Source organism: Bradyrhizobium sp. Leo114, assembly GCF_055229415.2.
The window spans coordinates 77,238-93,164 of the sequence record NZ_JBUYEN020000034.1 but is presented as its reverse complement, the minus strand read 5'-3'; the positions used below and the strand labels follow the sequence as shown (position 1 = coordinate 93,164).

Annotated in this window: 10 protein-coding genes and 1 pseudogene; 3 read left to right on the top strand and 8 right to left on the bottom strand. The window is 63.8% G+C overall.

All coding sequences use genetic code 11. The annotated features are described in order from the left end of the window. Positions 1-346: 346 nt before the first annotated feature. Positions 347-778, top strand: a complete 432-nt coding sequence (locus ACZIRK_RS32420; RefSeq protein WP_130231991.1) for a DUF2478 domain-containing protein — start codon at positions 347-349, stop codon at positions 776-778. A 583-nt stretch (positions 779-1,361) separates the two neighbouring features. Further along, a complete protein-coding gene (locus ACZIRK_RS32415; protein WP_394570189.1) occupies positions 1,362-1,916 on the top strand; it encodes a peroxiredoxin in 555 nt (184 codons plus the stop codon). 123 nt (positions 1,917-2,039) lie between these two features. Here the strand turns inward: ACZIRK_RS32415 and ACZIRK_RS32410 are convergent, their stop codons facing one another. Both ACZIRK_RS32410 and ACZIRK_RS32405 read right to left on the bottom strand, forming a co-directional pair. Then, positions 2,040-2,192 carry a hypothetical protein gene (locus ACZIRK_RS32410; RefSeq protein WP_165421597.1) on the bottom strand — a complete coding sequence of 51 codons (153 nt, stop codon included), beginning with the start codon at positions 2,190-2,192 and terminating at the stop codon, positions 2,040-2,042. A gap of 617 nt (positions 2,193-2,809) precedes the next feature. Continuing rightward, positions 2,810-4,005 (bottom strand): annotated as a pseudogene (locus tag ACZIRK_RS32405) (IS256 family transposase). Positions 4,006-4,469: 464 nt separating this feature from the next. Here ACZIRK_RS32405 and ACZIRK_RS32400 point away from each other — a divergent pair. Further along, positions 4,470-4,916: a GFA family protein gene (locus tag ACZIRK_RS32400; protein WP_474418832.1), complete on the top strand. Its 447-nt coding sequence runs from the start codon at positions 4,470-4,472 to the stop codon at positions 4,914-4,916. An 8-nt stretch (positions 4,917-4,924) separates the two neighbouring features. Here ACZIRK_RS32400 and ACZIRK_RS32395 read toward each other — a convergent pair whose 3' ends face one another. The 6 genes from ACZIRK_RS32395 to ACZIRK_RS32370 all read right to left on the bottom strand — a co-directional run bounded on the left by ACZIRK_RS32395 (position 4,925) and on the right by ACZIRK_RS32370 (position 15,910). After that, entirely contained in the window at positions 4,925-5,671 is a 747-nt protein-coding gene (locus ACZIRK_RS32395) for a poly-gamma-glutamate hydrolase family protein (RefSeq protein WP_165435652.1), read from the bottom strand. Positions 5,672-5,822: 151 nt separating this feature from the next. Continuing rightward, positions 5,823-10,619 (bottom strand): peptidoglycan-binding protein, encoded by a 4,797-nt coding sequence (locus ACZIRK_RS32390; protein WP_474418831.1) that lies wholly within the window; start codon positions 10,617-10,619, stop codon positions 5,823-5,825. A 21-nt stretch (positions 10,620-10,640) separates the two neighbouring features. Then, the gene (locus ACZIRK_RS32385) at positions 10,641-11,807 is read right to left on the bottom strand and encodes a hypothetical protein (protein ID WP_028167087.1); all 1,167 of its coding nucleotides are present in this window, start codon (positions 11,805-11,807) and stop codon (positions 10,641-10,643) included. Positions 11,808-11,809: 2 nt separating this feature from the next. Next, positions 11,810-12,244 (bottom strand): hypothetical protein, encoded by a 435-nt coding sequence (locus ACZIRK_RS32380; RefSeq protein ID WP_130228647.1) that lies wholly within the window; start codon positions 12,242-12,244, stop codon positions 11,810-11,812. A 19-nt stretch (positions 12,245-12,263) separates the two neighbouring features. Next, positions 12,264-13,523 (bottom strand): hypothetical protein, encoded by a 1,260-nt coding sequence (locus ACZIRK_RS32375; RefSeq protein ID WP_130228648.1) that lies wholly within the window; start codon positions 13,521-13,523, stop codon positions 12,264-12,266. Beyond that, a complete protein-coding gene (locus ACZIRK_RS32370) occupies positions 13,520-15,910 on the bottom strand; it encodes a hypothetical protein (protein ID WP_474418830.1) in 2,391 nt (796 codons plus the stop codon). Before ACZIRK_RS32370 ends, ACZIRK_RS32375 begins: the two co-directional genes overlap by 4 nt. Positions 15,911-15,927: the final 17 nt, after the last annotated feature.

The window sequence follows — 15,927 nt, the reverse complement described above, 5'->3', positions numbered from 1 at the left end:
GCGGGATCCTCGCATCTCCCTGGGCCGGAAGCACCCCTCACCTTCCCGCTCTCGTGGGGGGACACGCGCTCTCTTTCGTGGTCAAGCCGCTCCGGAAGGCCTCCGTTACCAAGCTGGCTTGCCGCCGATGCGCAGTTCAGCGTACCGTACCGGCTAGAGGTGTGGGCGGCGATCTCCAGCACAGCGGCATAACGCGCCGCTCGCTATGCCTAAGGCTCGATTTGGAATCGGTATATTCGTCCAGGCCAACGGGCGTCTCGCTGGTTCACGGCCCTGAAGCGCCAGAGTAGGTATCGCGCGTTTCGCGCCGACAAAGCGCGAAACGAGCAATTAGAGGATCACGCCCATGATCACCACCCTCGCGGATATCGATCCGAAGCGCGTTGCGGCAATCCTCCACCGGTCGGAACAGGATGCTTATAAGCTGCTCGCCGACTTAGCCCAGGAGTCTCATGCGACAAGGCGTGCACGTCATTGGTTTTGTTCAGAAAAAACTGAAGGGCGCGACGGCATAAAAACCATGGTCGCGCTCGACATTGCGACAGGGCACGAGATTTCGATCTGCCAGCCACTCGGCAGCGGCGCCATATCCTGCAAGCTTGATGCTAGTGGGTTTGCCGACGCCGCAGTTGTAGTGGCCCGCGCGACCAAGCGGCGCGTCGATCTCCTCGTGATTAACAATTCTCCGAGCAGGAGCCCCGGCCGGGGGACGAATTTGTCGATGCGGTCATCGCTAGCGTGCCATTCCTCACCACCGTCCGGAAAAATGCCTTGCTGACTCGCGGACTTTCACCGGGATGTCGGCATAACGCTGTGGTGCGAGCGCCAGGTCGTAGAGGGATGATGGCGCGACATCCCCCGCCGCCGCGCATCCGCGCGCAATCCATCCGGTCACGACGATTTAGTGATGATTCCATCCGGCAGCTTCATCACGGCCGAGAGAGCATCGCCGATCTTGCCCCGAGATTATCCACCACGATCGATGGAAAAAAGCCGTCACTGCCGGCTTCCGCTCCACGTCACGTGAGTGGTCCTCGTGCGCCTCGTTAAGGGTGATCATGCGGCCTAGCAGGATTTGCCGCGGTAGGTTCATTTTATCAAGGCCCAAGATTGTACGGCCTCTTAAGTTGCGCGCATGGCTTTCGCGCGCACGCGAGCTGCCGCATGCGCACGGCATCATGCTCCGTTATCGATGTAAGATAATGGCCCATTCTGCCCAATTACGGACCGAGATATCGCCGCGGCGAGCATCCGATTGTCGCATTTCCGCCAGTTGAACCGCGAGATCTCCTGGCACATCGCTTGCTTGACTTGAGACCGGGACCGTCGCTTCCCGCGCGAAGCAAACTTGTGAGGACAATATGCTGGGAATTGGAAGTAAGTTGCCGCCGTTCGAAATCACAGGCGTGAAGCCCGGTTTTCACCTGCACGACGAGAGCGCGCAGAGCGCGTTCGAGCCGCTGACGAAAAACAGCTTCCCTGGGAAATGGAAGATCATTTTCTTCTACCCAAAGGATTTCACCTTCGTCTGCCCAACCGAGATCGCCGAGTTTGCCCGGCTGTCGAAGGATTTTGCCGACCGCGACGCGGTCGTGCTGGGCGGCTCGACCGACAACGAGTTCTGCAAGCTCGCTTGGCGACGCTCGCACAAGGACCTGCACCATCTGCCGATCTGGCAGTTTGCCGACACCAAGGGCGGGCTGGTCGATGGTCTTGAAGTGCGTTCGCCGGACGGCGTCGCCTATCGCTACACATTCATCGCGGACCCAGACAACACGATCCAGCATGTCTACGCGACCAACCTCAATGTCGACGGAAACCCGAAGGACACGCTGCGCGTGTTGGATGCTCTGCAGACCGACGAGCTCTGCCCCTGCAACCGCGAGATCGGCGGCGAAACGCTGAAGGTTGCTTGAGGCATGTTGCTGGAGGCATCATGTCGATTGAGCAATTGAAGAACCAATCCCCGATTTCAAGGACGTCAGAGTCAACTTTGCGCGATGATGTGCGCGGACCTGACACGAGCGAGCACGCGGATCCTACATACGGCGATCGAGGGCGGCGGCCGGAGTTTCGCAAATCGGATCGTCGGACGGCTGCGCTCCAGTCAGCAGGCGCCGGCCACAGCGCGCGGCCTCGGTTTGAGGCTGCAACGACTGCTCCTCGGCCCAGTCGAACACCACAATGCTCAATGCGCCACTCCCCGCCGCGCTTGTCGAACAGGCCGCAACAGCGTCGACCGATCGGAACTGCCGCACGCGCCCATCCTTGCCGCCGCGCTGCATGACAAGGAAGCACGTCGCACAGCGCTCCGCGTCGGGCCGACGAGTTCTATCAATAATTGGCCGAACTGGTGGATATTGCGGGCGCGGCTTTTGAGCACTTCTCGCGCCGGGAGGCGGGAGCCCTCCGCAGGCCCGGAATAGATGCCATGCCGATCTATTGGGTGGGGTCAATAGGAGCGGCGCAGCATGGCCTTGCTGGCCCGGGCCATGCAGCGGCAGTACCGATAGATGCAGTTGCGGATCGCGACCCGGTCCAAAGGTTCCATTAGGATCGCTTCATTCAATCACCAACTATATCCCGTCTCTGTAGCTAACACTCCCGTCGGAAAACACTGGCGAGAATGCCCCCTCTAGGAAGGCATGGCGTAAAAGCGAGTTCTGTGCGTCAAGTTCAGCAAAATTGATCATGGGGTCCGGCCAAGCCATCCCCTCGGAGCCGCCGTCGCTCGCTCGCCCAAGCGCAGCGCTGGCGAGCGACGGCGGCGGAGAGGGGTGGCCCATCCCCTTGGTGGGCCTGAGCATCGTCAGGCCGCCCGGCGTAGTGTCTCCTTCTTGTGCTCCTTCAAGAGGTCCATGTTCAGATAGCGATGGTCCTCGAGCCAGGCCTCGTGGCGCTCGACGGTCAGCGCCCGCACCAGCCTTAGGCAGCTCTCGGCATTGGGAAGATTCGCACCACGTAGGTGCGCCGCCGGATCTCCTCGTTGAGGCGCTCCAGCATGTTGGTCGACTTCATGTGCTTGCGGTGCATCAGTGGCAGACGGCAGTAGGCGAGCGTCTCCTCGATGTTGTCCTCCACCCAGCCGGTGAGCTTGGGGTATTTGCCGCCCCATTTGGCAAGCCATGCCGCCAGATCGCGCCGCACCTCGCCAAGATCGCGTCGGTCGTACATCCAGCGCAGCTCGAGCAGGCAATCGTCGTCGACCTTGCGCGGCACATAATCGAGCGCATTGCGCAGGAAGTGCACATAACAGCGCTGCCAGAACACGCCGGCCAGGACTTCGGCGATCGCCTTCTTCAAGCCGGGATGATCGTCGGAGACGACAAACTCGACGCCATGCAGGCCGCGCGCCTTCAACGCTTCCAAAAACTCCTTCCAGCTCGACCGGCTCTCCCGGTTGGCAAGCTCGACCGCGAGCACCTGACGCCGGCCTTCCCAGTCGACGCCGATCGCGATCAGCACCGCCTGGCTCGCAATGATGCCGTCCTCGCGCACCCGCTCATAGCGCGCATCCAGGATCAGATAGGGGAATGGCTCCTTGAGCTTGCGCTCGCAAAACGCCTTCAGCGACGCATCCAGCCGTTTGTTGATGGCGCTGATCGCCGAGGCCGAGAACGCATGCCCAGCAAGTTCTTCGGTGACTTGCTTGACCTTCCGCGTCGAGACGCCTTGCACGTACATCTCGGCCAAGGCCGCTACCAGCGCCTTCTCCGAGCGCTGGTAGCGCTCGAACAGCTCGGTCGAGAACCGCCCCTGACGGTCCTGCGGCACCTTCAGCTCGATCTTGCCGGCCCGGGTGATCAGCGAGCGGGGATAGTAGCCGGAGCGATAGCCAAGCCGTCCCTCGCTGCGCTCGCCTTTCTCCGCACCCAGCGTCTCCGTCATCTCGGCCTCGAGAATTTCCTGCACCGCACCCTGGATCAGCGGCTTCAGGAACTCCTTGTCCGACCTCAACAACTCTTTGACTGCAGAGACGTCCGTCCTAATCTTCGTCACGGTCATGGCGGGTCCAAGCTCCTCTCTGAGCGGTGATCTTCGCAATCACCGGACTTACCATGACCGCTCCAGCCTCTCAGGCTTTTGCAGAACCTTCCGCACACTACTGTGGAAGCCTTTCCGTTGAGCCCTGGGGTCTAAACTCAACCAGCCGGAGGGCGGCTTTCGGCCCGAAGGAGCCAGTCTCAATCTCACGCCACAGAGACGGGTGACACCACCTGGTTCACACACAGCACCGTTAAGGTTGACTTCGAGCCTCCGCGTGAATCTTTCACACATGATGCGCGAATTCTTGAAAGGGTGTCCGGCTCAAATTCTAGAGATACGTTCGTGTTGAGATCGGTCACAGTCAGCAACTAATGATAGCTGGACGGTTCTAAGCGAACTGCCTATCCGTTGACGTCGCTAAGACGTTCTCGTTCGCCCACCAAGACCGGGCGTAGACGTGATGAACAGGAGAAGCAGGCAACATGGTGGATGATACGAACGTTCGGGCTGGCCAGTGCCATTGCGGTGCGGTGCGTTTCGAGGTGACGCTCAGCGACGGCTTCAATTCGATCCGCCGCTGCACCTGCTCTTACTGCCGAATGCGAGGCGCCGCCGTTGTCATGGCGGAAATGGGTGGGATCGAGGTCCTGCAGGGCGAGGATGCGTTAACAAGCTACCGCTTCCATACCGGATCAGCGCAGCACTTCTTCTGTTCTCGCTGCGGAATATACACACATCATCAACGACGATCTAACCGGAATCTATATGCGGTAAACGTGGCTTGCCTGGACGGGGTAAGCCCATTCGATTTCTCCGAGGTGCCTGTCATGGATGGCGTCAATCACACGAACGACACCGGCATGCCAACGCGTCGAGCAGGCACACTCCGCTTCATCCCAACAAGCCTGCTGGCTATTCCGTCCGGGTAGGGAACGGCTCATACGCGGCTCATGGATTTACGCAAAGCATCGAGCAGTAGCCAAAATTGAGCTTTCGTCGTGTTTTTCCGCTGCCGCCTTGTGTTGATCCCGAACAAGCTTCTACGATAGCTCGTTCCCATCTCGAGTTGGGCGCAGCCGCCAATTCTTGTCTTGTTTGCGATGTTGTCTGGGAGACTGCCGTCAAGCATCGGGTTGCTGGTAACCTCGGCCGGGATTCCTGCAGCATCCAATTCTTCCAGAACGATATCGCGCAACTCGTCGTCCAGTCCGCCGAGCTGAATTCTTCCATTCGCTTGGGTGTCCGTACAGCCGTGCAAGCTGATACAACGTTGAGCGTTTTCAACCAACTTCGTGGCTATTGGCTCATCGTAGTGGGAAGCCGTCACATGCAGGTCGCCGTTGCTGGAGGGCAACAACCCTTCAAACAGCCAGAGGTCATGCAATCCAAGACCATCAACTGCGGTCGCCAGCGTAGCCGGATGATAGCCGGCCGTAGCTAGAGCGATCTCGCTTGTGCCGGTCTCAATGCCACCTCCGTGGAGGGCCATGATGATCTTTTGTGTTTCGGTGTTGTCCGTGACCTGTTCTTCCACCAGTTGGCGCCACTCATGACGTAGCCATCTTTTTCCATATGCCATCCCTTCGACGTTGTTCGGATCATCGTACAGAGCAGTCATGGAATCATATTTGTCAGGTCCTCGTGGCATATCACCGATCTCCGTGCAGTCGGCTGGAATGATCAAGAGCCGGTCGCGGCTTGCGGCTCTTGCTGGCGAATGGTGGACCTCCGGACACGATAAGGCTGCCGCCCTGACTTCTTCGAGAACGCGTAGCCCAGACCCGACCGGCGATCCGGATCGGACCATTTAGGTTGCAGGTTTCAGTTCGACATTCTTACCCGCCACCCGCCTTCTCGATCATGCGCATGACGGCATGGAGCTCCCTCCCGTAAGTCGGTCCGGTGGCGTAGCCCGCGCGAGCGACTTCGGTTGCGAAGGCGTATGGGTCGTGGGTGACCGCGAACGCCTTGGCGTACCGCTTGTTGCGCGCCAGAAATGAGCCGTGCTCGCTGAACGCGGTGGCAGCGTCGGGATAGACGCGGAACCAGTCGCGCACGACATAGTCGTACTTGCCGTCGGGCCGCGGCGTCACCGAGATCACTTCGGGGAATTTGGCGTCGGGCCGCGACATGACCTCCTTGGTCTTCAGCAACTGCCGCATGTTTTCGGGCATGCTGGCTTTTGCCTTGATACCGAAAAAATTGAAGCCGGGCGCATGCGCACCCCAGCCGGATTCCAGCGCTGCCTGGCCGAGCGTTACCAGGGCGGGTACGCGGCTCGCCGCCTGCGAAGCCCTGGCTGACTCGCCGAACGTGGCGACGAACGCTTTCGGCGCGAGCTTCTTGCCCGGCACGTAGGGCAAGGGCGTCGGCGCAGGAGGCGTAGGAGCGGGGGCGGGCGGCAGCGACCGGCCACCCAGCGCGGCGCCAATCGCGGCCTTGGTCGCCGCGCCGACGACGCCGTCGGCCTCCAGCCCGCTGCGCGACTGAAACCCATGCACCGCGCCTTCGGTGTTCGAACCAAAATCACCGTCCACTGCCAAATCGTAGCCGAGCCCGACAAGGGCGCGCTGCAGGCTGCTCACGCCGTCGCCTTTGCTGCCCCGGCGCAGCGTCGGTCCGAGCATGAATTCGGCGACGCCTTTGAGGCGGTCCACCAGCCCCGGATCGCCTCCCGCTTCGCCCGCGAGCAGGGCTTCCAGGGTGAGGGTCTCGTCGGCTGGAGATTCGCCCTCGCAGGCGGCGCGCACGTCCTCACCGTCGCTGAAATTCTCCTGACAGTTCTCTTGCCAAGTCTCCTGCCAAGTCTCCTGCCATCCCTCGTCCTCGGCTTCGCTCTGCGCGCCCGGCAGCGGCGCGAGGTCGAGGTGGAAGTGGATGATAAGGGGATGCGGTCCATGCCAGTTGAGCCCCGTCACGCGCTTGTTCTTGTCTTTGCGCGTCGTGCCGGCGAAGATCACGTTGCGCTTGCCGGTCTCCCGGTTGATCTCGTCGGCGACCGCGAAATCGTTGTAGATGATCCGCCATTTGGCCGGCATCGCCTTCGCGGTCTCGTTCACCGCGCGCAGCAAACTCAAGGCATCGTCGCGGAGATAGAAGCCGCGAGCGTCGCGCCTGTTCAGGAACAGATCGAGCGAATAGCCGCGGTCGTTGAAGCTCCCGCCGCCATGTCCGCGATAGGTGCCCGCTCCGAGGCCTGCGCCGTAGCGGCGGTGCAGCTCGGCAAAGAAGCGGACCATGATCGGCGCGACAGGCGCCTTGTCGCTTCCGTCAATCGACGCGTGACTGACCAGCTCCACCCGCTGCGCCGGCGGCCCGAAATCGCCGAGCGAGCCGCCCGATGGCTCGGTGCGGAAGCGCATCTCTTCCTCGCGGCTGATCATCCAGGCGCGGCGGAGAACGTCGTCGGCGTACTTCGTCCCGAAGCGCATGCGGGCGCCCTTCAGCGTATCCTCGTAGTCGCCGCGCAGCGCCGCGCTTCGTTCGTCGGCCGAAGGCTTTCCGCCCGTCCGCCGCGACCACTCCGCAGCCAATCTGGCAATGAAGGCATCGAGATCCTCGTCGACAGGAAGCGGCGCAGGCGGGGTCGGTGCCGGCGGGATGGGAGCAGGTGGAGTAGGTAGCGGCGCGATCTTGCCGCCGAGCGCTGCGGCGATACCCGCCTTGGTGCGCGGGCCGACCACGCCGTCGGCGGCGAGGCCTGCGCCGGACTGAAAGGCGAGGACCGCTTTTTCGGTTGCAGCGCCAAATCGTCCGTCGATTTCGCCCGGCGAATGGCCGAGTTGCGCCAGCGCGCGCTGCAGGGCTTCGACACCGGCGCCGCCGTTGCCGCGGCGAAGCGTCGGTCCGACCACAAGAGCCGAGGCGCCCTGCAAGAGGTCGGCAGCTCCACCGGCCTCGGTGTCGAATGCGCGCACGCCGACGCCTGCAGGCCATCCTGCGTCATCCGATTCCGGTTCGAACCACTCGGCCTCGAATTTTCGGGGCGCCGAGTGGGCGCCGCACCCGCATCCGCACCCTTCGTGCTCGATTTCGTCCTCGGACGATTCAGGCCAGCGCGTGTCGGAGAAGTCTTCGTCGAGCTTGTCGCCAGGAAGGCCTGCTTCCACGTCCAGCCAAGCCAACGATTCCCCGTCGCCTCTCTCGAAATGTGTTTCCGCGCTCGACATCGCATCGAAATTCTCGAAGGCCTCGCCATCCGGGGCTGTGCCGAGCTCGCTCAACAAGGTCGGGAGGAGTTTACCGGGCAGCGCGCAATGGGTGATCGAATTTGGCACGGGGCGCAGCGCCACCGCGCCCGCACTGGCGCGGCCGTCGAATTTGTCGGTCTGAGATTTGGCGCGGTAAACGATGTCCACGCCCAAGCCGGGCCGGGCTGCGGCGAGCGTCTTGAACGCCGCGATGGGCGGGCTTCCGTAGGTGGCGTCAAGCACCCACACCTTGACGAGCTTCGCAAGCGCGCCGGTGCCGAGCGCCGTGGATTTGTTCGCGTTGGCGAGCGGATAGAGCACGCCGTAGGCGCGCGAGTGCCCGGAAATGACGAGCCGGCCGATTTGCGTGCCGCTCCGCTCGAGGCGGCGGTCCGTCTCGCCCAGCACTTCGGCAAACAGCGCATTGAGCTGCGCAGGCCGGTCGAGGCCGTGTGCACTCCAGCCTGCGTCGCTCCCAATCTGGAGCTGCGGCACGATCAGCAGCATCGGCCGGCCGCTGTCGGTCACGATCTTGCCGAGCCGGAAGGTCGCCTGCGTCACGATGCCCGCAGGCATGGCTCGCGGCACGCCGCACGGACTGAGCAGCCCGTGGATGTAGAGCAACATGTCGACCGGCCCGCTGCCTCGAACGGCCGCAGCCGACGCGAATACGGCGATCTTCGTGCCGGTGACGCGGGAGCGGTAGATCCATAACGCGCCGTCAAGATACGGCTTCGTGGACGGAACGACGGCTTCGATTTCGAACTCGCTCGTGATCGTCGGCTTGCGGCGAAACTCCCAGTGCCATTCCTCGGTCGGCAACTGCTCGAAGCCGTAAGCCGCCGCGTTCTGCTTCAGCCATCCATAGAACCAGCTCCTGCGCCAGGCCGCTCGCGCTGCGTCACTGCTACCGTTGGCAACCTCGAATCCCGCTTTTCTGTTCTGATAGAAGTCGACGGCAATGCCGTTCTGGTGATTGCTGTAGCCTGGCGCCGCAATCCGGCCACCCAGGCCAAAGCCGCCGTAGGCCTTCGACTTCAGCATGTAGGCGGCTGCTGCCTTCGAATGCGGACCTTCGGCAAGAGCTTCGCGGTGCGCGCGTGTCCGGTTGTAGTAGCCCTTGAAATACCTGAGCCACAGCGAGCGCTGGTGCTCGCTGCCGCGATAGCCGCTTGCTGCCGTCAATCGTTTCGTTCGCAGCGCATCTGCATCACCCGCAATCTGAGCCTTCTGCAGATCTGCATTTGCAGCGGTGAGCAGGCGGCCTGCGGCCCGCGCGGTCTCCGGCCGCGTCTTGACGCTGGTGCCGGGGATCGTCTCGACCTGAGTGCTGCTCAGGTCGGGCAGGGGAGCACCCCTGGCCTTGCGGCTGCGGGCGATATGCTCGGCGAGCACACTGTTGCGAAAGGCGATCTGCTCCGCTGTTGCGGTCCACGCCTCGGACTCGAGATATTCGTCCTCACCTTCGTGTTCGTCTTCGGCGCAGCGGCTGGCTCCGGATTCCAGCTCGCGAGCCTCCTCGAGCTCGCGCGCCCAAGGCTCCGAGCTTTCGTCTCGCGCGGCTTCGTTGTCCGCGGAAAAGCCATGCGAATCCCACGCCTGGGCTTCAAGCCCGGTGAACGATGTTTCATCGTAATCTTCCGACAGCGAGCCTTCCAGCTCCGGCTCGAAGCTCTCGCTCAGCAGGGTCATGCCCTCGACGGCGAAGAAGGCGTAGCTATCCGCGTTGTCCAGGGCCTGCTTCGGGGACAGGGTCGAATATTTCGGTTCGGGCTCGTAGGCCTGGTCCTTGATGCCGACATAGCGATGCGCGACCTCGTGGATGAGGGTCACCTCCTGCGTGTCGGGCGCCAGCGCGCTGAAGTTGCAGTGCCTCGGCCGCGTGTCGAAGCAGATGTGGACTTTGCCGAAACCGCCGAACAACTGCGTCGTCAGGGCATAACCGCAGACGGCTCCCTTGCCGTCCGTGGCGCAGTCGGTCTCGCCGCGGAACTTGATTCCATCCTTCAGCGCCTTTTCGATCCGCATCAGCCGTGTGACGATGTGACGGAGATCGTCGTGCTTCGTGGTGTGAAAATGCCGCAGCAGCAGCTGCCGCGTGGCTGCGCCCATCCGATCCGGCCGTCCGTACGCGCTGCCGACGAACGAGGCCGCATGCCGCACTGCGCGCAGACACCGTTCGGTGACGTCAAGCAGCAGCTGCTTCTGCGTCGACGTACAGTTCGCGAAGGAGTGGGGTGAGCCCAGTTCTTCCTCATCGAGGGACTGGGATTCACCCGCACCAGTCCACTCCGCTTCGCCCGAAAAGGCCACGAACGGGTTGTCCTCGAGCGTGGCGAACGCTCCAATTCCGCTGTGGTTCTCCGGCTCGGACGTCTCCGCGAACGGAGCGTCGAGGCCGAGCGGGTCGAGCGATTGGAAATCCTGCGTGGACCCGTGCATCGTCTGCCTCCTGCGTTGACCTCAACGTGCGCCGACGAGCAGTGGCGGCCGGGTCGGCGGCCGCATCTCGATCGGCTTTGCGCGTGTCTTCAGATCCTTGCCAGTTGCGGATGCCCACTCAGTGATGACCCGCCTGCTCGAAGCTCCGATCGGCGAAGCTGCGCCCGGCGGCGAACCGACCGGCGGCTGCTCGAGGTAGAGAACCCACGCCAGTTCAGGTCCGGACACGACGCCGGACTCGACGATGCGCAGGAACCGGGAAAGATCGCCAGCCATCGAGAACAGAGCCGACGACCTGCTGTGCGGTGCGAGCCCAACGCGCTCGCCGATCATCCGCAGGCGCTCGTAGGGGCTCGTGGCGTTGGCAACCAGATCCTCGACCACCGGCGTGTTGGCGCTTAGCGTCAATTCGGCCCAGCCGAGGGCCGTCGCCGCGACCAGCTCCTCCCGGCTGAGCAACTGATTTTGCCGCCGGGCGCGCAGTGCAAATCGCAGTGCTTCGGCGATCCTGAAAATCCGATCGTCGTCTGAGGCGTTCACGCCGGATGTGTTGCGAACGTTGGTGATCGCCTGCCACAGTTCAAAAAGGAGTTCCTCGAACACCTGGATGAATGACGCGTTCGCGTGCGTGGCCTTGTCGTAGGTGGGCGGCCGGTTGTCGTCGGTGCCAAATGCCAGGTCGAGGCCGAAGAGCCGCCAGTATGCGTTGCGCCGTATCGCCTCGGGATCGGGACGGATGACACTGGTGGACAGCCACGGGGCAAGCGGATTGGCCGCACCAAACAGCAGCACCTCGGTGATCTCGAGCCAACGCTGGGTCGCGATTGACGGGATGCCCAATCCCTCGCCGGAGCGATACTCCCGGACGACGCGGCGCAGGATCTGGATGGCGCGTGTGTTCTCCAGAACGTAGCTGTAGCCGAGGTGGTCCCATTGCGGGACACCGGCCAACGACGGATCCGGGATGAATGGCGCGAATGCGCCGATGTCGTAGCGGAGGAAGGCCAGCCGGGCCGGGCTGGCCGGCTGCGGATTCGGCGGCGGTCCCCATACGCGAAAGGCGTTCCAGACCTGTTCCATGTGGAGCAACAGATCGAACGGATCGCACATGAGCACTATTGCGGCCGCCGCGTCGCGCGACATGTTGGACGGCGGCGCCATCATGCGGTCAATCAGCTGCTGGATCATGACTAATACCTTTCGTTGTCGCGTGGGCGCGGAACGACCTCGCCGATGAATGGAACGGGACGCGTTGGTATCGGCACGGTCGATGCTCCGGACCAGCTCGGCCGCGCCGTGGCTTCGATCATGCTTGCAAGACGCGCGTTCACAGCGCCATCCGTGATCGGAACGCGATGAGGTCCGATCTCCGCCAGCGGTGCGAGCTTGGTGGACAGCTCCTCGAATCCGTTGGTCAGGATGCATTCGATCGCGCTCATCTGCGACAAGCGGCTCAGCGCCTGATTCAAGTGGCACAGCTCCTGCTCGCGCTTCGCATCGCGCTCGTGCAGTTCGTTGATGGTCTGCTTGAGGAGGTCGATCTCCTCGTTGCGCCCGTCCGATTGGCGTTTGGCAAGCTCCAGCACGGACTCGGATCCCGCCGAAGATGAAGGCTTCTTGGCCATGTCGTATTCCTTTCTCAATTCACGCCGCTTCGGCTTGGTTGACGAACCAGCTGCGTGCGCGTTCAATCCACATCGGTGCAGTCTCCGGACATTCGGCCTCGCGCAGGCCGGCGAGTGCGACGATCCGTATTCCCTCGCGCTGCCGCCACGCCGGCGACGTCCAGAGCGCTGCGCCAGCGGTGTGTTCGAGCTCGGCAAGCGCCTGGGGCGAGACGCGTTTTGGATCGAGCACGTCGGTCATCGGCCGGCCGCCGAGCCCCGGTACGGACGCTAAGAGACACGCTTCTGCGATCCTTGGCATCGCGGCCTTCGAGCGGGCGAGCAGGGGCTGCAGCGTCTCTTCGGCGAGGGCGATCGGATAATGCGCTTCCATGGCCCGTTGCAGAGCATTCCATGGGCCCTTATCGCCGAAGCAGAGGTGTGACATTGCGCAACCGAGGACTGTGCGAAGCCACCCGATCGGGTGCGGGTCGCCCACCGGCCATTGCAGGATGGTGTCGGCATTGCCGACGACGTCGTAGAGCGCCGCCGTCGAGGCATAGCCGGTGTGAAGAAAGGCAAAGACGTCGGCACCGATCTCGGAGGCCCAGGGTGTCCACATCGCCTGAAGCTTTTCATCGTCCTTCAGCGCGCGCGCTATGGCCGCTCGCACGGAGGGCGTCCAGCCGGTGAGATGAGCGACCTGATGGCCAGTCTCGTGAAAGAGCGAGGTTGGGCGATAGAGATTGTGGCGCACGATCTTGATGGCGGCGACCGGCATGATGGCCCCGGGCGCCCAGAGGCGGACGCCCGCGCGCAGGATCGAGGCGCCGGTTCCCTTGTCCTGGTACACCAGCACTCTTGGCACCGGCTTCCTCGCCCGCTCGAGCACGCCCTGCATGCTCGTGACCGCAAGCCGGTCGAGCGTCGTGAGCGCCTCGCGCAGAGGCGCACTCGTTCGCGAGTTCACGGCATCTCCGAGGAAATCCAGCGTGGTGTCGACCTGGACGTAGCGGCGACGGAAACGCTGGACACCGGTCGAGGCGGCTGGAATGCGGGCCGGATTCTTCCGCGCCTCGGCAACGACCCGCTGCGTCGCCTCACCGAGCTCGATGAGTTCCTCGACGACCGCGTTGATCTGCTGGCGCAGCGGCGCACCGGTGTCGCGTTCGACCGACTTCCAGGCCTCGATCGAAGCAAACTCCTCGGCATCGCGAAACGTGCGAGCGGCCGCCAGCCAGTGGGCGACCTGCCGCTGGAGGTCCGAGGTGACGAGATGCTGGTCGATGTCAAGCGTCACTTGCCGCCTCGCCCAGGTGTGACGGAGATGGCGATGCTCGGTGTGCCGCGCAGCGCGGCGCCGGACGGCGCGGACGCACCGCCGCGCAGCATCCTGCGGATCGCGTCGAGCCCGGGCACCGCGGTGAGGTGGATGCGAACCGTTACACCGGGATCGGGATGTCCGGCTGCGCGCACGAACGCTTCCGCATTGGCTCGCGCCCATTTCGTCAACGCCGGCATCACCCACGCGCGCAGGCGCTGGCGCAGCTGTGCGGTCAGGCCGGGCGGCAGCAGCTTGCCCCTGTGGGCAGCGAAGTCCTCGAAAGTCTCGCCGTCCTCACCGTCCTCGCGCAACATCCGGAGAGGAGCCTGGCCGCCGGCGGAGAGTCGCTCCATGTCCTGGTAGGTCCTGGTGAGCGCCTGCAGCAGCGGGAGGCTTCCCTGGCCCTTGCGGATCGCCGCGACGATCTTCTGCGTCTCCGCCTCCGACAAGTAGATGCCGACGCTGATGCGCGCCTGGCGCATATTCACCGACGCCCAGGCACGGCTTGCGCGCAGACGCCTGGCCACGGCCTGTCCCGCCGGGCCCGCGGGCAAAGTTGGCGGCGCGCCGGCGCCGACCGGCTCCAGAATGTAGAAGCGCTGGCCCGCGGCGATCCGCTGTCGCGAGCGAAGATATGCGGCGGGCACCGCGACGCCGAGCTTCGGTTCACGCAGTAGAACGCCGGCCGCCGCCGGCGTCAGCGGATGGACGTTGGCGGTGTTGATGTAGCCGCGGCCTGCGCCTGCGCCCGACCGGTCGGTGCGGACCATGCGCTGGAGCGTGGTGCCGGGCGCAGACTGATAGATGTGCATGCGCGCGCGGATCGGAAACTGCGCGCCCGCCGCCCGCATCGCCGCGCCGACCGTCGATCCGCCGAAGGTGGGCAGCGTGTCCGCAATCTGCGACGTCACCTGGATATCGGGCGTGCGGTTGTACTTGCGATAGGGCCGGAGGCTACGCGGGCGGCGGCTCACGAAGGTTCCGCCGAGCGACGGGGCCTGCTGCAGCGACGCACGAACGAAGCGAGGCGGGAAATGCGTTGCAACGGCTTGGCTGAACGCTTCTGCGGTCGCGAGCTGGGTCAGCTCTTCGTCCTCGAACACGTAGTCCTCGTTCTCGGCGAACTGGCGGACCGTATCCTCGACGACGCTGGCGAGCGCGACCGGCGCCACCTCGTCGCTGCGCTCGAGCTGCGCCCGGTCCTCGGCCTCGAGCGAGATGAGCCTCAGACCGGTATCTACGATGGCGTTCGACAGAGGCCCTTTGAGCTGCGGTCCTACCCATTTGCCGATCAGCTGGCCGAGATAATTGGCGAGGAAGCCCACCACCTTCGGTCGACCGACGAGGTTGATTCCGAGTCGCAGCGCGCCGAGCAGGGCGGGAACGAATTGCTCGATCGCCGGCGCGAGATCTTCGTCCTCGTCGGCGTCGCGCAGCCGTTCGATCAGTGCGCCGCGGGCTTCGGCGAGCACCTCAAGTTCCCGCGTCTCGATCTCGCTCTCGTCCGTCGCACCGAACGCCTCGCCTTCGAACTCGGCTGCCGCATCGCCCGCCAGTGCCTCCGCTATGGCCGCGTCGAAGGATTCGGCGAGCGACTCCATGTCGGTCAGGTTCGCCGGTGACACCTGAGCTTCGTCGATGCTCTCCTCCGCAGCCTCGGACGTGAATCGGGCGGCGAGCGCGCGTGCGTGCGGCTGCAGAGGTGCCGGCAGCCGGCCGATGGCGAAGGACAGGACGCGCCGGAGCAGGGGATTGATCAGGCCGCGCAGCTTGTTCAGAACCGGCCCGAGCAGCGACCCCGCGACCTTGCCGACGCTCTTTGCCACATTGGCGACGGTCTTGACGACGCCCTTGGCTTTCTTGATGAGCTTGCCGATGAACTCCTCGCCGGCCGGCGTCAGCTCTCCGATCGATGGGTCGAATCTCTCCAGCACCTCATCGAGCTGTTGCTCTGAAAGGGAGCCGACGTCCAGGTCGGCCATCCCTGCTTCCAGCGCCTGCAAATACTGTTGCGCCTCGAAGCGCACCGGGGCGAGGTGCGCTTCGGCATAGCGTTCGCGCTCCTGTGCGGACGCCGGCGTCTCGCCGACGAACCGCTCGTCGAGTGCCTGCTCGGTCTCCTCGGCCAGAAACGCAAGCGCTTCGTCGAACGCTTCGTCGCGAAGCTCGGCATAGACTTCGGCCACCAGGCGGTCGGTCTCGGACTGGCTTGCGCCGCCATCGAGCGTCGCTGCGAATGGCGTGAGATTCTCGCTCCACGGAGCGAAGCCGATCGCCGCGCCGTTTTCGGTTTCGGCGAAGGCTTCAGCGAACGGGTTTTCCTGCCCGGCGAAGAGATGGGATGACTCTTGTTGATTCAGCATCGCGCGACTCCGGCCTC

Bases quoted from the DNA above. Each gene is read 5' to 3' on its own strand.
- ACZIRK_RS32385 (WP_028167087.1), bottom strand. From the start codon at position 11,807: ATGATCCAGCAGCTGATTGACCGCATGATGGCGCCGCCGTCCAACATG.
- ACZIRK_RS32415 (WP_394570189.1), top strand. From the start codon at position 1,362: ATGCTGGGAATTGGAAGTAAGTTGCCGCCGTTCGAAATCACAGGCGTG.
- ACZIRK_RS32420 (WP_130231991.1), top strand. From the start codon at position 347: ATGATCACCACCCTCGCGGATATCGATCCGAAGCGCGTTGCGGCAATC.
- ACZIRK_RS32390 (WP_474418831.1), bottom strand. From the start codon at position 10,619: ATGCACGGGTCCACGCAGGATTTCCAATCGCTCGACCCGCTCGGCCTC.
- ACZIRK_RS32380 (WP_130228647.1), bottom strand. From the start codon at position 12,244: ATGGCCAAGAAGCCTTCATCTTCGGCGGGATCCGAGTCCGTGCTGGAG.
- ACZIRK_RS32370 (WP_474418830.1), bottom strand. From the start codon at position 15,910: ATGCTGAATCAACAAGAGTCATCCCATCTCTTCGCCGGGCAGGAAAAC.
- ACZIRK_RS32400 (WP_474418832.1), top strand. From the start codon at position 4,470: ATGGTGGATGATACGAACGTTCGGGCTGGCCAGTGCCATTGCGGTGCG.